We start from the raw sequence: 17,494 nt of genomic DNA on the forward strand, positions 1-17,494 counted from the left end.
ACCCTCACTCCGTCAGCAAACCCCGCAGTTCGGCCACGACGGATTCCGGAAGCAGCTGGCGCAGGACCGGGTGCAGGTCGCGTTCAACCTCTGACAGCAACGAGAGGGTGCGAATTTCCGAATGGCGACAGAGGGGATTGCCGTACTGATTGGCCTGGATGCTGCGCTCGGCGCCCATGCTCATCAAGGCGACCCCGGGCAAACCCCGAGGCCCCTCGTCCAGGACCTCGACCAGTTCCACCATGCAGCCGTCCACCTCGCCCTGAATGCCGATCAGCGGGGCGAGGAGGTCGATCATGCGGGTGGACTGTTCGGTCGTCAGCATGGCCATCCGCCTACCTTACGACCGATGCGGGCACGGCGCCAGACCGGAGATCGACGCCCGCCTTGTGAATTTGGTGTCCCCGGCAGGATTCGAACCTGCGACCTGCCCCTTAGGAGGGGGCTGCTCTATCCAGCTGAGCTACGGAGACCTAGCGCGAGAGTATAAGCGCCGGGCAGGGGCAGCCCCAAACGCTTCAGTCACCCGGGGCGGATTTCGGGTCGAGCTGGTGATGGACCCAGGCGGTGAATTCCTCTAGCGTGGCGCGGTCCTCGCCGGGGGTGTCCGGCCCCGCAAGGTTGCGGTAGGTCACTTGCCCGTCGTCGATACGTAATACGCGCCGCACGGCCCAGTCGGCATCGCTCTCGCCATTGCTGAAACAGTGATCCGGCTGGATCGCGTCCGGCGTGATGGGGTCGGGGTGCTGGTGATGGCGCCGGGCCAATAGGTACAGGCGTGCGAGGTCGTCTTCCGTGAGGTCGAGATACAGGTTCATTTCGCGCATGGCGTATTCGAGGTCGTCCTGGCCCAGTCCTGCTCGCTCCAGGGCGGCCAGGGGACCTTGCTTGGGGGCTTCGGGCGTCGGCGTCAGGCTGGCCGGGTAGCGCCGCCAGGGGAACGGGTAGTTGATGATTACCGCGACAACCAGCATGACGCCCACGCTGGTCAACACGGGATGCAGGAGGAACCAGGGGCCCAGGGCCTGCACCGAGTCACCCCCGAGCACCGCATAGAGCGCGGTGGCGCCGCCGGGGGGATGCAGGCAGCGCAGGTAGTGCATCAGCCAGATTGCGAGCCCGACGGCGACCGCTGCAGCCAGCAATGGGTGGGGCAGAACGTCGCGCACCAGCACCCCCACGATGGCGGCGACGGCATGACCACCGAGCACGTTCCTGGGCTGCGACATCGCCGCGTGGGGCGCAGCGAAGAGCAGCACGGCGGTGGCACCCAGAGACGCGAGGATCAGACCGTTGATCCCGTTCTCGGTGACCGATGCGGCGACTTCCAGCGAGAGGTAGAGGCCGATCACGCCGCCAATCAGGGCAATCAGCTTGTCCTTGTGGTCGGTGGTATCGAGCCAATCCCCCAACAGGGATCCGCGTCCAGAGCGCAAACCGGCCTCCTCGTAAGTGGAAAACGGAGTATATGTTCTGCGCACGCCGTCTCCGGGTCAAATGGCATCGCTTTGACGCGGACTGGCGGAGGATGTCAGCGCGGCAGGTCTATAACGCGGCCGCACCCGGAAAACGCTAATCACAGGCTTCTCCGGAGATCCAGTTTCCGCTACGCGGCCAGCGAGCGAGGCAATCACATCCGGGAAATGCCTGCATGAGCCTGCAGGACCCGTGGGAGGCCTTGCGAAACCGGGGCAGGGTGCCCGAGATGGTAGCCCTGTGCGAAATCGAACTTCAGGGCGCGCACCCGGCTGAGTTGTTCGGCGGTCTCGATCCCTTCCGCCACGGTGGTGTAGCCCACATCGCGAATCATCTGGACCAGGCCCTCGAGGATGTGGTGCTGGTCCGGCACATCCAGGCTGCGTATCAGGGTGATATCGAACTTGACGGTATCCACGGGCATGGAGGCCAGATAGCGGATGGAAGAGTAGCCGCTGCCGAAATCGTCGAGGGCGACGAGAAATCCTTGCCGGCGCAATCGCTGGAGATTTTCCGTCGCCAGTCCGATCTCGGTGATCAGGGCGGTCTCCGTGACCTCGAGGATGATTGGCCGGTCCTGTAGGAAGGGGACGAAGGCCTCCAGCCACTGGGTAACTCCGGCATTCACGATGGTGGGGCCCGACAGGTTGATCGAGATACCGACCTCAGGCGGGATGAGGGAGGCTCGCAGATCGCCGAGGATGCGGGTTAGTACGGCCCGGTCCAGGTCGACCTCCAGGCGGCGCGCCTCGACGACGGGGAAGATATCCGCGGGTCCGATGACCTCGCCCTGGTGTTCGATACGCAGCAGGGCCTCGACATACGAGCGATGGTGCTCGTTGAGCGCAACCACTGGCTGGTAGGCCATTCGGATCCCGGTTCCCCGGGTGGTGGCCTCGTACACGGCATTGTTGATCCAGTTCGAATAAAGGCTCTGGGTATCCTTCTCCAGTTCCGGGGTGAACAGCACGACCGGCGAGGATCCGGGGCGCTTGGCCTTGTACATGGCAACGTCGGCCTGCCACTGCAGGGCAAGCATGGCCGGTGCATCGTTGCCGGGCGCGACGGCCAGGCCGATACTGATCTTGATGGGTTCCCGCACCCCGTGCTGGGTGAAATCGGTGGCCCGGATCCGCTCCTGGCAACGCTCGCCCAGGCGCTGGGCGCCCGATTCGTCGCAGTTGAGGAGAATCGCGGCGAATTCATCGCCGCCGATGCGAAACAGGTGTTCCCCCTCCCGCAAGACCTCGTCGATGCTGCGCGCCACACTCTGCAGGACTGCGTCGCCCGTCTGATGGCCGTAGCTGTCGTTGATGGCCTTGAAGTGATTGATGTCGAACAGGGCAAAGCACACAGGATAGCTGTGGCGGGCGGCCAGTCGCGGAAGGGTGTCCCAGTATTCATCGAAGGCCCGGCGGTTGCGCACGCCGGTCAGGGCATCGTGATGCGCGATGCGCCAGAATTCGCGGTTCTTCTCCTCCAGGCTGGAATGGACGTCCTGGAGCCGGGCCTGGTAGGAATTCAGCGATTCGCGGATCTTTTCCGTCTCCGCGACGGGCAGCAGCCCGCCGACGCGTTTCAGCACAAGGCCCCCGGCGCTTTCGCGCAGCCGGTCGACGTGGCCGGAGATGTCGCGCAGGGGGCGGACGATCAGATAGGCCAACGTGGAGAACAGGACAAGCGTGATCACACCCAGGATGGCCCCGAGATTGACCACCGCGCCCGACAGCAAGTCCTCCACCTGATCGGCCATGGGATTGGGGCGCAGATCGAACTGAGCATGCTGCAGAAGTTCCCTCGCGGGGATGGCGTTCCGCTCGCCGAGGTCGAATCGGATCGATTCGGGATCGACATGGCGGTAGACACGGCCCTCGCGGAGGGCATCCAGGAACCGGCTCTTCAGACCGACGAAGCCGGGTGGGGACTGGGCTGCGTCCGGCGCGGGAATCGGCTCGATGACCAGCAGGAAGGGCTCGGTGTCGCCCCGTACCGCCCGTGGAGCGGGTGGCGGGAGCTCGAGTCTCCCGGGCAAGTGGTCGCTGTCCGAACCGGGCAAGGTCATTCCCTGGTGATCATAGATCCCGGCGTCCAGGATCCTGTCGGTCAGGATCCCCGCCTGGTGCATGCGATGATTCTTCCAGTAGGCATAGTAGTGCGGCGTGCCCAGTTGCTGGCGCACTTCCTCCCAGCGGGCGAACCTTGATGCCTGTTCTGCCGCCTGCGTGAGGACGTGCTCGAGCGTGCCGGCAAGCTCCTGGCGGGCGGCCTCGCGGCCACTTTCCTGGATCTCGCCGCGTAGCTGGTCGACCTTGTACCAGGTGTAGAGGCCAAAACTGGCGAGGGTGACCAGGGCGATCGCTGCTAGCAGTAGGGCATAGTGCGTGATTGACGGGGTTCGGCCAGAAATCATTGCGCGCGGTGTCCCTGGAGGACGTGCTCGATCTCGTCCAGCAGGTCGAATTCGTGAAACTGATCGAAGAAGTGGTTGGCACCCTCCACGATGCGGACCTCTGCGCCATGCTGTTGCAGGGTCTCGATCCATTCCAGGTCGATCCGGTCATCGGCGCTGCCCGCGATCAGGGTGGAAGACACACCGCACGACTGGAAGGCCCGGTTGGTACGTTGCTTGTCCCAGTCGTAGTAGGACAGGTACGCCGCGGGCGTGGTGACGTACTGGCGACAGAAACCCAGGGCATATTCCGCCAGCCCGGCCTCACCACGGGCAAGGGCAGCGCGGGCACGAGTGGCATGTTCGGGGGATTCGAACGCGGCCTCGCCGTGCCCGAAATAGGTCACGCTGATGAAGATGGCGTGGGCGACGGGGCTGCCCGGGGAGTGCGTAAGATAGTCGAGAAGGTTGATGCTGCCGGCGCTGTGTCCGATGACGACGGGTTCCTGGCCGGTCTTTGCGTACAACCAGTCGACCCAGATCGCGATCTCTTCCTGGGTGTGTTCCATGGTGTGGGTATGTACGGCCTCGCATGGCAGGCTCGCCGTGCGCCGATCGATCCCCAGTGTCAGTGTGGGGGTCAGGACCGTGAACCCCGAGTCCGCTAACGCCAAGGCGAGGCGGCGCACGGTGGGGAAGTGACGGGTCTGCAGGAAACCGTGCTGGATCAGGATCGCGGGCATGTCCGGTTCGCCCGCCCAGTACGCCGCTTCAGCCGAATCCCCGGACGACATCTCCAGGATCACGGCTGTTTCCTTGGCGGTTGCAACCGTGTTCAGGCTCAGGAGGATCACGGTCGCAACCGCTGCCGCACTTCGCAAGAACCATCCAGACATCCTTGTATCCCCCTGTCCTGACGCGCAAACCGCTAACGAAAAATCCCAGATCGCAATGTACCAGCATCCTGCGTCGGCGGCATGCGTTGGCTAATAAACACGCGTGGGTCGTACCGCCTGTCGCGCGCTCGCCGCACCGGCGAAGACCCGCTTTTTCGTCGCGGTCGAGCAACGTTGCCTGAGCCGAGCCTACTGGCCGGGATCCGTGTGTGGCACCGCATCGGTCTCCAGCATGAGTGACACACGACGGTTGGCGGCGCGGCCTTCCGGGCTGGCGTTGTCGGCAACCGGACGAGTGTCGGCCAGCCCGACCGCGCGGAGCTGGGCTGCGTCCAGCTCGCGGGCCACCAGGTAGCGCACGACGCCGCTGGCGCGAATCGAGGATAGCTCCCAGTTCGACGGGAAGCGCTCGGTCGCGATGGGGATGTTGTCGGTATGGCCTTCCACGGTGATGGTGCCGGGGTGGTCTTCCAGGATGGGGAGCAGATCCTGGAGCAATGATTGCCCATCCGGGCGCAGGTCGGCCTCGGCGGTCCCGAACAGGATGTCGTCGCGGATGCGCAGCTCCATTCGTCCAGGTTGCTCGACGACGTCCACACCCTCGGGGGCGCGCGCGCGTAATCGGCCGGCCTCGCGGCTTGGGGGCTGTTCGGCGACCACCTCCGGGCCGGAGCGCTCACCGACCGGCGCCTCCTCCAGGGCGGGCCGATCCAGCAGAGAGGAATGGACCAGGGGTTCGATGAGGGCGCTGCGGTCCGGGTGGGCCAGGGCGATCGGGCTGGCCGAGACCGCCCTCGGATCATCGTCACGCGGGTCCATGAAGGTGAGCATGATGACGAACACCACGATAACCAGGGTCAGAACGTCCAGATAGGTCAGGATCCAGGCGTGCTCGTCGTCGCGCTGGCGTTCGCCCGGGTAGGAACCGAGAAAGGCCTGCTCCGGGCGTGTGGCGGCGTGGGCATCCATCTCTGCCTGCAGCGCGTCGCGTTCGGCGGTGGAGGGGCTGGGTCCGGACATGGACTCAGCGCCGCTCCGTGGATTCGCCGCTGGCGCGTTCGTCCGCCTCGGGTTCTTCCTCGCCATTCGGGGCCGCCTGGCGGATCTCGTCGCTGTGATTCTCCATGAACGAGCGCAGGGTCTCGCGGATGTAGCCAGGTGAGCGTCCCTTGCGCATCAGCATGATGCCCTCCAGCACCATGGTCATCAGCACCACGCGCTCCTCGGTCCGGCGCTCCAGCTTGATGGCGATGGGCCGGAAGACCAGGTTGGCGAGCAGGATGCCGTAGAACGTGGTGATCAGGGCGATACCCAGGTTCACCGCGATGACGGTGAAATCGTCGTTTTCGGTGGTCAGCAGCAGGTTGATCAGGCCAATGAGCGTGCCGAGCATCCCGAACGCCGGGGCATAGGTGGCCATGGTTCGGAACATCTGCGCATCGGCCTGTTCACGGGCTCGCAGGCGCGCCATGCGCCAGTTCAGCAGGTCGGACACATCGTCCATCGGGGTGTCGTCGATAACCAGCTGGATGCCGGTGCGCAGGAACGGGTTGCGGATCTGGTCCAGGCGATCCTGGATGCGCCGCAGGTTCTGGGAGAACCAGTAGCGCGAGACCTGGACGATCTCCTCGAGATCCTGGGTGACGTCGTAGCGTTCCTCGCGGATCGCGTTGGCACCGGCGCGAAACACGCGCATCACCTCGTGGAAGGGGTAGCTCATCAGCGTGGCCGCGATGGTGCCGCCTACCACGATGCCGAGGCCCGGCAGGTTCAGAAAGGCGTCGATATTCTGCGAGGAAAACGCGATGACGCTGCCGAACACCAGCAGACTGCCAAGGATGCCGAGGAGGGTGGAGAGATTCATGCGTACTTCCGGAAGGAGACCGGGGTCAGCATAAAACACCGCCATCGTGAGCGTCTGCCTTGTCGTGCTACCCGCATTCCGGCGTACACTCGGCTCGTCGACGATCAAGGAGTGTGGCGGGATGGATATGACTTGGGTGGTACTGGGGATCCTGGTTCTGTTGGTGATCTGGGGGGTGTGGACCTACAACCGCCTGGTGACCTCGCGCAACCGGTACAAGAACGCCTTTGCCCAGATCGACGTGCAGTTGACCCGCCGCTATGACCTGATCCCCAATCTGGTCAAGGTTGCGGAACGCTACATGAGTCATGAGCGCGACACCTTGGAGGCGGTCATCCAGGCCCGTAACAATGCGAAGGAAAGCCTGCAGGAGGTCGGCGGTGATCCAACCAACACCGAGGCCGTGCGCAAGCTCTCGAGCTCGGAACAGGGGCTGTCGGGGGCCTTGGGGCGGTTGTTCGCGCTGTCCGAGAGCTATCCCGACCTGAAGGCCAACGAGAACATGATGCAGCTGTCCGAAGAACTGACCAGTACCGAAAACCGCGTGGCTTATGCCCGCCAGGCCTTCAACGATGCCGTCATGCAGTACAACATCCTGCGCGAGATGTTCCCCAACAGCCTGATTGCCAACAACCTGGGGTTCCGCCCGGGGCAGCTGCTGGAGATCGAGGACCCGCAGAAGCGCGAGCCCGTGCAAGTGAACTTCTCCTGATCCCCGAGGCGTCATGAATTTTTTCGAGCAGCAGGACCGGGCGCAGCGCCGGACGCGCTGGCTATTGTTTCTGTTCGGCCTGGCGGTACTCGCCATCGTGTTGGTGATGAATGCCATCGTGCTGGTGGTGTTCGGTCAGGCAGAGCCTGTCGCTGCGGGCGAACCCTGGCTGACCCGTGAGTTCCTTGCCAGCAATGTCGCCGTGATGGTCTGGACGACCGTGCTGACGGTTGGCTTGATTGGCCTGGGCAGTCTCTACCGCACGCTCGGTCTGCGCGATGGCGGCGGGGCGGTGGCCCGCGAACTCGGCGGGACGCGGGTGGATGGCGATACCCGTGACCCGCTGCGGCGTCGCCTGATGAACGTGGTGGAGGAGATCGCCATCGCCTCCGGCGTGCCGGTGCCCGAGGTCTACGTGCTCGAGCAGGAGGCCGGTATCAACGCCTTTGCCGCGGGTTACTCGCCGGACGACGCGGCCATCGCCGTGACCCGCGGGGCCCTGGAACAACTGGACCGCGATGAATTGCAGGGCGTGGTGGCGCACGAGTTCGGGCACGTACTCAACGGCGACATGCGCCTGAACATCCGCCTGATGGGGATGCTGTTCGGGATCCTGGTGATGGCCCTGATTGGCCAGCGTGTGCTGCTCGCCATGAGCCTGTCGCGCAATAACCGCAACGCCGGGGGCATCGTCGCCGCGGGCGTGGCACTGATCGTGGTGGGCTATATCGGGCTGTTCTTCGGGCGCTGGATCCGCGCATCCGTTTCGCGCCAGCGGGAATACCTGGCGGACGCCTCGGCGGTGCAGTTCACCCGGCAGCCGGAGGGTATTTCCGGAGCGCTCAAGAAGATCGGCGCCGCCCATACCGAGCTCGGGGCGGACACCGAGGAGGTCGGACACATGCTGTTCGCTTCCGGGGCCGTCAGTCAGATGTTTTCGACCCATCCACCGCTGGTCCAGCGCATCCAGGCGATCGAGCCGGGATTCAAGCCGGAAGAACTGGAGGCCATCCGCGAGCAGATGCAGAAGGATGCCCAGGCGCGTCGTGTCGAAAAGGACGCCCAGGCCGAGGCGGAGGAACGCGACCGCGGCTCGACGGAACGCCCGGGTGGCCTGCTCCTGAATCCGGAGCGGCTGATGGAAAACATCGGCGACCCGGGGCTTTCGCAGATCCTCGGGGCGGGGCTGCTGGTGGCGGCGATGCCGGGGCCGCTGGAGCGCGCGGCGCATTCCGATGCCTGGGGTGTCGATGTCTTGTTGTATCTGCTGATCAGTAATGATCCGGAAGTTCGCGATCACCAGCTCCTGCGGATCGCCGGCACGCGGGGGGCGGAGAGCGAGTCCCACGTCCGCACCCTGCTGGAGGCCGAACCCGAGCTGCGCCCGGACCTGCGCATTCCGCTGCTGGAGATGAGCTTTCCGGTATTGCGCCATCGCCCACGCGAGGAACGCCGGCAACTGGAAGGCCTCATCGACGAACTGATCCGCGCCGACGGCCGGGTATCGGCGTTCGAATACGCGACCGGCCGTCTATTGCGGCGCCAGTTGCGCGACCTGGAACAGCCCGAACGTGCCCGCGCGGGCGGACGCGACCGGCTGGCTCGCCATGCTGCCCACGCGCAGGACACGCTGGCCGTGCTCGCGCATCACGGACACCCGGACGACCCCGACAAGGCCCGGGCGGCCCTGCGCGCGGGCATTCTGGTCCTGGCGATCGAGGATCCCACCGGCGAGGCGATTGCCGCGGCTCTGGAGCGGACTGCCGATGAGGCCGCCTGGGCCGAGGGGCTGGATAGGACGCTGGAGGCACTGGATGCCCTGCGCCCGGCGGACAAGCAGACCCTGGTCACGGCGATGCTTGCCACGATCACTCATGGCGGCCAGACGGTGGTCGCGGAAGTGGAGCTGTTGCGGGCGATCGCCGCCTCGCTGCACGTGCCGTTACCCGTCGCGGAGATGCCCGCCGCCGACGCGGAATAGTGCGGCCCGCTCCCGCGGGTGCGACGATCGGGGCCGCGCGGTATGATGCGGCCGCTCCGGGGGCGTGGCGGAACTGGTAGACGCATCGGACTTAAAATCCGCTGGGCGCAAGCCCGTGCCGGTTCGATTCCGGCCGTCCCCACCAATCATTTCTACCCGGGTGTGTGATCGTGGCCAGCCCCCAACCCTGGTACGTCTATCTCCTGCAGTGCCGCGGTGCCCGGATCTATACCGGGGTTACACCGCGGCTTGCGGCGCGACTGGCCGCTCATCGTGCGGGGCGCGGGGCGCGTTTCACCCGCATGTACCCGCCGGAGCAGCTCCTGGGGGCGAAGGTGTTTCCCGGCCACGGCGAGGCACTGCGCGAGGAACAACGTATCAAACGCCTGCCACCCGTCGAGAAGCGACGTCTCGCGGCGACCTGGAAGAGGCAAAACGACGGGCCCGAGGGCACGCTCGATCACGAGGCGTGAGGCGAAGGTTGGTGTTACATCCATGCAACGGTTCAGCGAGGACCGGGAAAAGCGCATAGTGGGGCTCTGAGCGTCCCTGTGAAAAGATCCGGCATGCCCCAGTCCACGGACACAACGGAAGGATCCGAAGCGCGGCCAGCGGCCCAGCCGGCCGACGCCCGCACCACCGAACCGCATATCAGCGGCCCGGTGGTGGCGGCGCTGATTGCCGGGTTGCTGTTTGCCCTGCTGTTCGTGGCCATCGACCAGGGCTGGAAACAGCAGATGGCCGACCGCTATCAGCAAGCCCTGGTCTCGGAGGCAAGCAGCCTTCGGACCCAACTGGAAAGCGTGCTGAATGGCACGGTCCATGCGACGATCGGGCTTGCCGCCTATGCCTATGTCCACCCGGACCTGACCGAGGATGACTTCGACCGGGCAGCGGACCGTCTTTATCGCAGCCAACCGGAACTGATTCGCTCTCTGACCCTGGCGCGCGGCGAGATCCTTGCGCTGGTCTACCCGCGCGATGGCAACGAGGACGCGATCGGCCTCAACCTGGCGGAACATCCGGAGCAGGGCGCCTCCTTTCAACAAGTGCTGGAGAGCCGGCAAACGGTCGTCGCCGGGCCCTGGACGTTGGCACAGGGGGGCCGGGGTCTTCTGGTGCGCGCCCCGGTCCTGACCGATCCGGAAGATCCGCCGGCGTTGGCCAATCCGTGGACACTGTCGAGTATTGCGCTGGATTTCGAAACGATCCTTGGCAAGGCGGGCCTGGCCCCGCGCCCGCCCAGCCTGCAACTGGCACTGCGCGGCCTCGACGGGACCGGCGCCGACGGTGAGGTCTTCTACAACCCCGAACAGATCGACGTGGCCAGCGCGCCGCTCGCGCTCGACGTGACCTTTGCCGGCGGCCAGTGGCAGATGCTTGCACACCCTGTCCCCAACCCATCCGCCACGGAGCGCCCGGCCGCCTGGTGGGTGATGGGCGTGGTCGGGCTGCTGGCGGTCAGTGGGTACACCTTCCGTGTGGGGGAGGGCATCCGGCAGCGGCGGGAGGCCCTCACGCGCTATCAGGCGCTCGTGAATCGTCTGGCGGATGCCACTCTGGTGGTCGCGGGGCGCCGGGTCCTTTGGGCCAATCCGGCCTTTACCCGCATGACCGGCCTGTCGCCGGATCCTGGCCAGACTCTTTCGGCGCTGGGGGTGATTCAGGCCGACGATCGCCGGCGCCTTCCCCCTGCGCTCGATTTTTCAATGGCATTGGAGGAGCCGCGCGGGCGCGAGATTCGCGTCCACACGGCGGACGGAGACCAGCGGTTTCATCTACTGCGTTGGGTGCCGATTGACTGGGAAGGGCAGCGGGCCTTCCTGTTGAGCTTTGTGGATGTACACGACAACCGAATGCTGTTCAACGCGTTGAGCGAGGCCCGTGATCTTCAGGACGCGCTGTTCGAGGCCATGCCCGGCGATGCCCTGGTGATCGACGACACTGGTCTCGTTCGCGCGGTCTTTGGCGAAGCGCGGCGCGGCCAGGCACCCCAGCACACGGCGGCCGGGCACACACTGGCGGAACTGCTTCCGGATGAGGTCGCGCAGCGCTTTTCCGGCGTCGTGCGCCGGGCCTTGCGCGAAGGCGAATTGCAGGAGATTCAGTACCGCCTGCAGGCGAGCGTGTTCCACGGAGGCGAGACGAGTCCGTCAACGGAGGAAACCCGCTGGTATGAGGCGCGGGTACGCCCAATCGACGCACCGTTCGAGGGTTCGTCGGCCGTGGTGTGGCACGCCCTGGACGTGACCGAGCGCAAGCAGCTGGAAGACCGCATGCAGGCCCTGGCCTGGGAGGACCCGTTAACCAGAACCGCGAATCGCGCGGCGCTGGATCGGGCATTTCCGCGGCTTGCGGCGCGCGCGGATCGCAAGGAGGGACAACTGGCGCTGCTGTTCATTGACCTGGACCGTTTCAAGCCGGTGAACGATCAGTACGGCCATGCCGTAGGGGACGAGCTCCTGCGCCAGCTGGCGCAACGGCTTGCGGCCAATCTGCGTCCGGATGACCTGCTGGTGCGCCTGGGCGGGGACGAGTTCATCGTGCTGAGTGCGCCGTTGAATCGGAATCGACGCGAGGAGGCCGGGGGGCTGATTGAACGGTTGCAGGGGGCTTTCCGGCAGCCATTCGAGTTGCATCCCGGCCATATGGAACCGGTGGAGGAGACCCTCTCCTGTAGTATCGGGGTCGCCTTCTACCCCCGAGATGGTCAGCGCCTGGCGGACCTGATGATGGCCGCGGACCATGCGATGTACCGCGTCAAGGCCGCCGGACGCAACGACGTGGCCTACGCGTCGGAGGCGGCGCCAGAATCCGGCACGGAGTGACGCGCCGGGGCGAACCGAGCCGCGGTTTGCGCCTCGAGGGGTTCGACCAGACCCAGCAGATGATCGGCCAGCCATTCGCCGGCCAGTGGGGCATAGAGCAGGCCGCGCGAGCCATGCGCCAGGCTCAACAGCACCCGGCCACCGGGATCCAGCCGGCTGCGCCCGACCAGCGGCAGGCGATCGCGGACCACAGCGCGTTCCCCGGTCCATTGCGCGAGGATCTCGACTGCCTGGGCATCCTGTAGCCCCGGCACCCAGGCCAGATGCCGCAGATTGGTCTGATCATCCTCGGCCTGCGGGGACTGGGACTGTTCATTTTCGGCCCCTGGGGCCTCCGTGCGGCGATAGGTCGCCCCAATCCAGGCGGTTCCGCCGCCCTCCGGGATGCAGTAGCCCTGACCTGTTGCCACAAAGCCACCCCAATCGGGGAAGGGTGCCCGGACCCGGGTCATCTGACCGGTCACCGTGGAGATATCCGCCTGTTCCGGGCACAAGGTCGTGCCACTGCCGGCGGCTGTGGCTACCACGACCGCGTCGAAGGCTTCAGATCCGGTGTCGCTCTCGACCTGCACGGGACCGGCGTTGGACGACGGTTTCAGCGCCTGTACCGGTTCCTTGCGCAGCGGCGGCAGGTCGTCGGCCACGGCCTGGCAAAAGGCCCGCATGTCGATCGCCAGACCGTCTGGGTAATAGAGGTGTGGGGCCGCGGCGGTACAACCGGGACCGCCAGGGTCAAACAGCAGGGCCGCATGTTCGGGACCCGCTTTCAGCAGACGTTCCACGCGCTTGCGTCCGTGGGCGCTGATGCCATGGAAGGCCACGCCCGTTGCCAACCGGGTGCCGTATCCGCCGATCGCGTCGAGCTGGCCGGCAAGGAAACCGGTATGGCGCATTCCCGCGAGTGCCAGGGTATTCAGCTCCCCGTCGCGAGGATGAAGGTTCGGCAACAGGACGCCCGCCGGGTTGCCGGAGGCGCCACCGCCAACACCGTTCGGGTCGAAGACCGTGACCTCCACTCCTCGCGCCTGCAGGGCATGGGCGGCGCTGAGCCCGGCAATCCCGGCCCCCACGATGGCGACACGTTGCGGTACCTCGAGGGGCGGTGACTTCGCGGGCGACTGGGTGTCCCGAAGGGTCCCTACGAGACGCTCGCGTTTCGGGCCATGACCGGGCATCCGGCGTACCTCGAACCCCGTGCTCTCCAAGTCGCGGCGAACCTGACCGGCTGCGGTGTAGGTGCCGAATGTAGTACCCGGCGCGGAAAGCCGCGCCACTTGCCGGAACACCCCGGTGTTCCACAGGGCGGGATTGCTGCGCGGCGCGAACCCGTCAAAGAACCAGGCGTCCACGGTGCCGCGGATCTGTGCAAGAAGTGGAGCGGCGTCACCCAGGCCCAGGGTCAACACGGCCCTGGCCTCGGGGAACTGGATTCGGTGGAGTCCGGGAACCGGTGGTGGATACTGGGCCCGTAGTCGGCGGGCGTCGGCATTGTCGAGGCCCAGGCGTTGGTGCAGGGCCGCAAGGTCGGCGGGTGCGAGCGGGTGGGCCTCGAGGCTCAACAGGGACAGGAAGGCGCCGGGGGGCGCGTGGCGTTGCCACTCCTGCAGCGCCAGCAAGAGGTTGAGCCCGCTCCCGAAGCCGGTCTCGGCAAGCACGAAGCGCTGACACTGGCGGAAGCGCCGGGCGAGGTCGTTGGCCTCGATGAAGACCTCGCGCACCTCGGCATGCGGATCGCTGGAGCCGAAGTAGCCGTCCCCGTAGTCGGCGGCGAAAGGTTGTCCGTCACGCCATTCGAGGCGTGCCCAGTCGAGCAAAGTGGGGGAGAGCAAGGGTGTCGCCAAGGACCGGACCGTCACAGCCCGCCAGGCGCGATTGCGCGAGACGGGCCGTAATGGGAGGTTAGCGGGCCAATTCTTCGAACGGGGTGAACGCCACCTGCTGGTTGCGCTGTCCGTTATCCAGCTGGGCCAGCAGGGTCTGGCTGATGGACTTGAAGCGGTCGAGCTCGTCGCCTTCCAGGGCGTCGCTTTCCGGCAGTTCCACGCGCATCGGGTTCTGGGGGCGGCTGTTCACGTGGATCTCGTAGTGAAGATGCGGCCCGGTACTGCGACCGGTATTGCCGGACAATGCGATGCGGTCGCCCCGCTCGACGGTCTGACCCGGGCGTACCAGCTGGCGGTCCAGATGCAGGTAGCGGGTGGAGTAGCCTTGACCGTGCTCGATCACGATGAAGCGACCGGCATACGGGTGGTTCTCGACGCGGGTTACGCGACCGTCGGCGGGTGCCTGGATCGGAGTTCCGATTGGCATGGCGAAGTCCGTCCCCTGGTGCGGGGCCACGCGTCCGGTCACCGGGTGACGACGGTTCGGGTTGAAGCTGGAGCTGATGCGATAGTTGCCGGAGAACGGGCGGCGATCGAACGGGGGCAGCAGGCTTTCGCCATCCGGGGTGTAGAAGCGCCCGTTGACGTTGCGCGCCGCTCGGATCTCGATGCGCTCGCCTTCGTAGTCGAATGCCAGCAGACGCAGGTTGAGCGGGGTGTCGTCGCCTACCAGGGTTTCCTGCTCTACCAGCAGGGTGAACTGGTCGCCGGTACGGGCGTGGGTGCGCACCGGCAGGTAGCGGTCCAGCAGCACGGCCAGGGCGTTGGCCGAACGCGCGGAGATATCCGCGCGTTCGGTCAAGGCGTTGGCGATGTTGCCATCGATCTCGCTCGTAATGATCAGGTGGCTGACCTCGCGGCCGTTCTCGACTTCGCCGAGTTCAAACTCCCAGCCATCGGCCTCGCGAACCCACTCATGCCCGCGGGCCCGGTCGGTCCACAGGCGCAGGCGAGTCAGGTAGCCCTCGTCGTCGACCTGCCATTCGATCTCCTGGCCGGGGCGTACACGGTTCAGGATCGAGGCGTTGTCGTCGTCGTCCAGCAGGCGGTAGAGGGTCGCCAGCGGGAGTTCCCATTCGCGTTCCCAGAGGCCCGTCAGACGCTCGCCTTTCTGCAGGGTGTGGGTGTACCAGTCGGTGTCCATGGCTGCGGCGTCAGCGGCGACATCGGAGTCGCCGTCGAGATCGAAGGTCTCGTAGGACGTCGGGGCCTCGGCGTCCGGGTCGATTGTGGCGTCGTCGTAATCCGGGGCGGGCTCGCCCGGCAGGTCGGAGGCAAAAGCCACGGTCTGGGCGCCACCCTCGAATGCGGCACTATGCGCCGTCCGTATCGACGCGCCGCCAGCCGGATGCTCCCCACGGGCGAGCGCGAGCTGGGCAGTGGGGAGCGGATTGCCGGCGCCGATTTTCAGCGGTTGGGACGTCTCGGAGGGCTGGGAGGCGAGAAGCAGGCTGGTGCCCACCAGAATGGTGAGTCCGGCGGTGCCCGCCAGAAAGAAATGCAAAGTCTTTCTGTTGTTACCCATATGGCCGTTGCCCTGCAGAGTTTCCGCTTTATACCACGTTTTTTCGGGCAATAAACAGCGTCGGAAGGCGGTCTCCCGGAGTTTCGCGGCCTGCGCGTCTCAGGATCGAATCCCCACGCCCCGGTTGAGCAGGACCAGCGCAACCCCGTACATGACTGCAATGAACCCGGCAATGATGGCAAAGGACATGGCGATCGGGAAGTCGCTATGGCCCAGGCTGCCGTAACGGAAGGCGTCGACCATGTAGAGGATCGGGTTCAGCATGGACACCCCCTGCCAGAACTCCGGCAACAGGCTGATCGAGTAGAACACCCCGCCGAGATAGGTCAGCGGCGTCAGGATGAAGGTCGGGACGATGGCGATGTCGTCGAAGGTACGCGCGAAGACACCGTTGATCAGCCCGGCGAGGGCAAACAGGATGGACGTCATCAGCACGATGATCAGCATTACGGCGGGGTTGTGGATGCTGAGCGGGCTGAAGAACAGCGAGACCAGCAGTACGGCCACGCCGACCGCCAGGCCCCGCGCCACGCCGCCAAAGACGAACCCGAGAATGATCACGCTGTTGGGGATGGGCGAGACCAGCAGTTCCTCGATGTGGCGCTGGAACTTGGAGCCGAAGAACGACGACACCACATTGGCATAGCTGTTGGTGATCACCGCCAGCATGATCAGGCCCGGGACGATGAAGTCCATGTAACGGTAGCCTTCCATCTCCCCGATGCGCTCGCCGATCAACCCCCCGAAGATGATGAAGTACAGCGCCGTGGTAATGACCGGGGGCAGGACCGTCTGCACCCAGATCCGGGCAAAGCGCAGCACTTCCTTGCTAACGATAGTCCGGAAGGCGGTCCAGTAATCGCGCAGATGGGAGTCGCTCATGCCTGATTCTCCGGCTGCTCGGTGGTCCCGCTCGCGCCGGGGGTCAGATGGCTGGGGCTCTGGCCGGGGCGGGTCATGCGGATGAAGAGTTCCTCCAGCCGGTTGGACTTGTTGCGCATGCTCTGGACGCGAATGCCGGCCTGGTCCAGCACCCGGAACAGGTCGTTCAGGTGCTGGCCGCTGCGGATATCGGCCTCCAGCGTCATCTCGTCCACCTGGCGCAGGGCAATCGGGGAATCCAGCGGGATGCCGGGTGGCGGCTCGCTGAGATCCAGCACCATGGTCTCGGTCTCGAGCTTGGCCAGCAGCTGCTTCATCGTGGTGTTCTCGATGATCGCACCGTCATCGATGATCGCGATGTTGCGGCACAGCGTCTCCGCCTCTTCCAGGTAGTGCGTGGTCAGGATGATGCTGCGCCCGTCGGTATTGATGCGGGTCAGAAAGTCCCACATCGAACGCCGCAGCTCGATGTCGACCCCGGCGGTGGGTTCGTCGAGAATCAGCAGGCGCGGTTCGTGGACCAGGGCGCGGGCGATCATCAGGCGGCGCTTCATGCCGCCGGAGAGCGTGCGCGCCATGTCCTTGCGCTTTTCCCAGAGCCCCAGCTCCTTCAGGTAGTGCTCGCAGCGTTTCCAGGCCTCGCGCCGGGGGATGCCGTAGTAGCCGGCCTGATTGACCACGATCTCGCCAATCGGCTCGAAGTTGTTGAAGTTGAACTCCTGCGGGACCAGCCCGATGGAGCGCTTCACTGCCTGCAGGTCGGTATCCACGTCATGGCCGAAGACCTTGACCGTGCCGGCGGTCTTGTTGATCAGCGAGGTAATGATCCCGATGGTCGTCGACTTGCCGGCCCCGTTGGGCCCCAGCAGGGCGAAGAAGCTGCCCGGGGCCACCTCGAGGTCGATGCCCTTGAGAGCCTCGAATCCGTTTTTGTAGGTCTTTTTGAGCCCGCGAATCTCCAGCGCTGGCGTCATCGTCACATCCTGTAAGGCTAGGGGAACACGACCCCGGAGGGTCGACAAGGCAGGTATTATGAAGGCTTTGAATCGTTTTCGAGG

General features: G+C 65.5%; 14 protein-coding genes and 2 tRNA genes. 5 read left to right on the forward strand and 11 right to left on the reverse strand.

The window, feature by feature from the left end; translation table 11 throughout:
• Positions 1 to 4: 4 nt before the first annotated feature.
• The 7 genes from D575_RS0109285 to D575_RS0109315 all read right to left on the reverse strand — a co-directional run bounded on the left by D575_RS0109285 (position 5) and on the right by D575_RS0109315 (position 6,625).
• A complete protein-coding gene (locus D575_RS0109285) occupies positions 5 to 331 on the reverse strand; it encodes a hypothetical protein (RefSeq protein WP_018145644.1) in 327 nt (108 codons plus the stop codon).
• Positions 332 to 396: 65 nt separating this feature from the next.
• Positions 397 to 473, reverse strand: a tRNA-Arg gene (locus tag D575_RS0109290).
• Positions 474 to 518: 45 nt separating this feature from the next.
• Complete coding sequence (locus D575_RS0109295; protein WP_026182105.1) at positions 519 to 1,436, reverse strand: HPP family protein; 918 nt, start codon at positions 1,434 to 1,436, stop codon at positions 519 to 521.
• A gap of 194 nt (positions 1,437 to 1,630) precedes the next feature.
• A complete protein-coding gene (locus D575_RS0109300) occupies positions 1,631 to 3,886 on the reverse strand; it encodes a bifunctional diguanylate cyclase/phosphodiesterase (protein WP_018145646.1) in 2,256 nt (751 codons plus the stop codon).
• A complete protein-coding gene (locus tag D575_RS0109305; protein WP_026182106.1) occupies positions 3,883 to 4,746 on the reverse strand; it encodes an alpha/beta hydrolase in 864 nt (287 codons plus the stop codon). Before D575_RS0109305 ends, D575_RS0109300 begins: the two co-directional genes overlap by 4 nt.
• A 204-nt stretch (positions 4,747 to 4,950) precedes the next feature.
• Positions 4,951 to 5,781: an OmpA family protein gene (locus D575_RS0109310; RefSeq protein ID WP_018145648.1), complete on the reverse strand. Its 831-nt coding sequence runs from the start codon at positions 5,779 to 5,781 to the stop codon at positions 4,951 to 4,953.
• A 4-nt stretch (positions 5,782 to 5,785) separates the two neighbouring features.
• On the reverse strand, positions 5,786 to 6,625 hold the full coding sequence (locus D575_RS0109315) for a motility protein A (RefSeq protein WP_018145649.1): 840 nt from the start codon (positions 6,623 to 6,625) through the stop codon (positions 5,786 to 5,788).
• A gap of 121 nt (positions 6,626 to 6,746) precedes the next feature.
• Between D575_RS0109315 and D575_RS0109320 the strand changes: the two genes are divergently transcribed.
• The 5 genes from D575_RS0109320 to D575_RS0109340 all read left to right on the forward strand — a co-directional run bounded on the left by D575_RS0109320 (position 6,747) and on the right by D575_RS0109340 (position 12,146).
• Positions 6,747 to 7,337 (forward strand): LemA family protein, encoded by a 591-nt coding sequence (locus tag D575_RS0109320; protein ID WP_018145650.1) that lies wholly within the window; start codon positions 6,747 to 6,749, stop codon positions 7,335 to 7,337.
• 13 nt (positions 7,338 to 7,350) lie between these two features.
• Positions 7,351 to 9,318: a M48 family metallopeptidase gene (locus D575_RS0109325; protein ID WP_018145651.1), complete on the forward strand. Its 1,968-nt coding sequence runs from the start codon at positions 7,351 to 7,353 to the stop codon at positions 9,316 to 9,318.
• 58 nt (positions 9,319 to 9,376) lie between these two features.
• Positions 9,377 to 9,463, forward strand: a tRNA-Leu gene (locus D575_RS0109330).
• Between the two features lie 19 nt (positions 9,464 to 9,482).
• Entirely contained in the window at positions 9,483 to 9,791 is a 309-nt protein-coding gene (locus D575_RS0109335; RefSeq protein ID WP_018145652.1) for a GIY-YIG nuclease family protein, read from the forward strand.
• A gap of 93 nt (positions 9,792 to 9,884) precedes the next feature.
• Positions 9,885 to 12,146 carry a diguanylate cyclase domain-containing protein gene (locus tag D575_RS0109340; protein ID WP_018145653.1) on the forward strand — a complete coding sequence of 754 codons (2,262 nt, stop codon included), beginning with the start codon at positions 9,885 to 9,887 and terminating at the stop codon, positions 12,144 to 12,146.
• Here the strand turns inward: D575_RS0109340 and mnmD are convergent.
• From mnmD to D575_RS0109360, 4 genes are all read right to left on the reverse strand, one after another.
• Positions 12,107 to 13,960 (reverse strand): tRNA (5-methylaminomethyl-2-thiouridine)(34)-methyltransferase MnmD, encoded by a 1,854-nt coding sequence (gene mnmD, locus D575_RS0109345; RefSeq protein ID WP_018145654.1) that lies wholly within the window; start codon positions 13,958 to 13,960, stop codon positions 12,107 to 12,109. The genes D575_RS0109340 and mnmD overlap by 40 nt on opposite strands.
• Positions 13,961 to 14,045: 85 nt before the next feature.
• On the reverse strand, positions 14,046 to 15,554 hold the full coding sequence (locus D575_RS0109350; protein WP_038032166.1) for a peptidoglycan DD-metalloendopeptidase family protein: 1,509 nt from the start codon (positions 15,552 to 15,554) through the stop codon (positions 14,046 to 14,048).
• Between the two features lie 99 nt (positions 15,555 to 15,653).
• Complete coding sequence (locus D575_RS0109355) at positions 15,654 to 16,436, reverse strand: ABC transporter permease (RefSeq protein WP_018145656.1); 783 nt, start codon at positions 16,434 to 16,436, stop codon at positions 15,654 to 15,656.
• Entirely contained in the window at positions 16,433 to 17,410 is a 978-nt protein-coding gene (locus D575_RS0109360) for an ABC transporter ATP-binding protein (RefSeq protein ID WP_018145657.1), read from the reverse strand. Before D575_RS0109360 ends, D575_RS0109355 begins: the two co-directional genes overlap by 4 nt.
• Between the last annotated feature and the right edge of the window lie 84 nt (positions 17,411 to 17,494).

It is taken from the genome of Thioalkalivibrio sp. AKL6, assembly GCF_000376905.1.
In the GTDB taxonomy this organism is placed as follows: domain Bacteria; phylum Pseudomonadota; class Gammaproteobacteria; order Ectothiorhodospirales; family Ectothiorhodospiraceae; genus Thioalkalivibrio; species Thioalkalivibrio versutus.

Bases quoted from the DNA above. Each gene is read 5' to 3' on its own strand.
- D575_RS0109360 (WP_018145657.1), bottom strand. From the start codon at position 17,410: ATGACGCCAGCGCTGGAGATTCGCGGGCTCAAAAAGACCTACAAAAAC.
- D575_RS0109310 (WP_018145648.1), bottom strand. From the start codon at position 5,781: ATGTCCGGACCCAGCCCCTCCACCGCCGAACGCGACGCGCTGCAGGCA.
- D575_RS0109300 (WP_018145646.1), bottom strand. From the start codon at position 3,886: ATGATTTCTGGCCGAACCCCGTCAATCACGCACTATGCCCTACTGCTA.
- D575_RS0109350 (WP_038032166.1), bottom strand. From the start codon at position 15,554: ATGGGTAACAACAGAAAGACTTTGCATTTCTTTCTGGCGGGCACCGCC.
- D575_RS0109285 (WP_018145644.1), bottom strand. From the start codon at position 331: ATGGCCATGCTGACGACCGAACAGTCCACCCGCATGATCGACCTCCTC.
- D575_RS0109325 (WP_018145651.1), top strand. From the start codon at position 7,351: ATGAATTTTTTCGAGCAGCAGGACCGGGCGCAGCGCCGGACGCGCTGG.
- D575_RS0109355 (WP_018145656.1), bottom strand. From the start codon at position 16,436: ATGAGCGACTCCCATCTGCGCGATTACTGGACCGCCTTCCGGACTATC.
- D575_RS0109315 (WP_018145649.1), bottom strand. From the start codon at position 6,625: ATGAATCTCTCCACCCTCCTCGGCATCCTTGGCAGTCTGCTGGTGTTC.
- D575_RS0109320 (WP_018145650.1), top strand. From the start codon at position 6,747: ATGGATATGACTTGGGTGGTACTGGGGATCCTGGTTCTGTTGGTGATC.
- D575_RS0109340 (WP_018145653.1), top strand. From the start codon at position 9,885: ATGCCCCAGTCCACGGACACAACGGAAGGATCCGAAGCGCGGCCAGCG.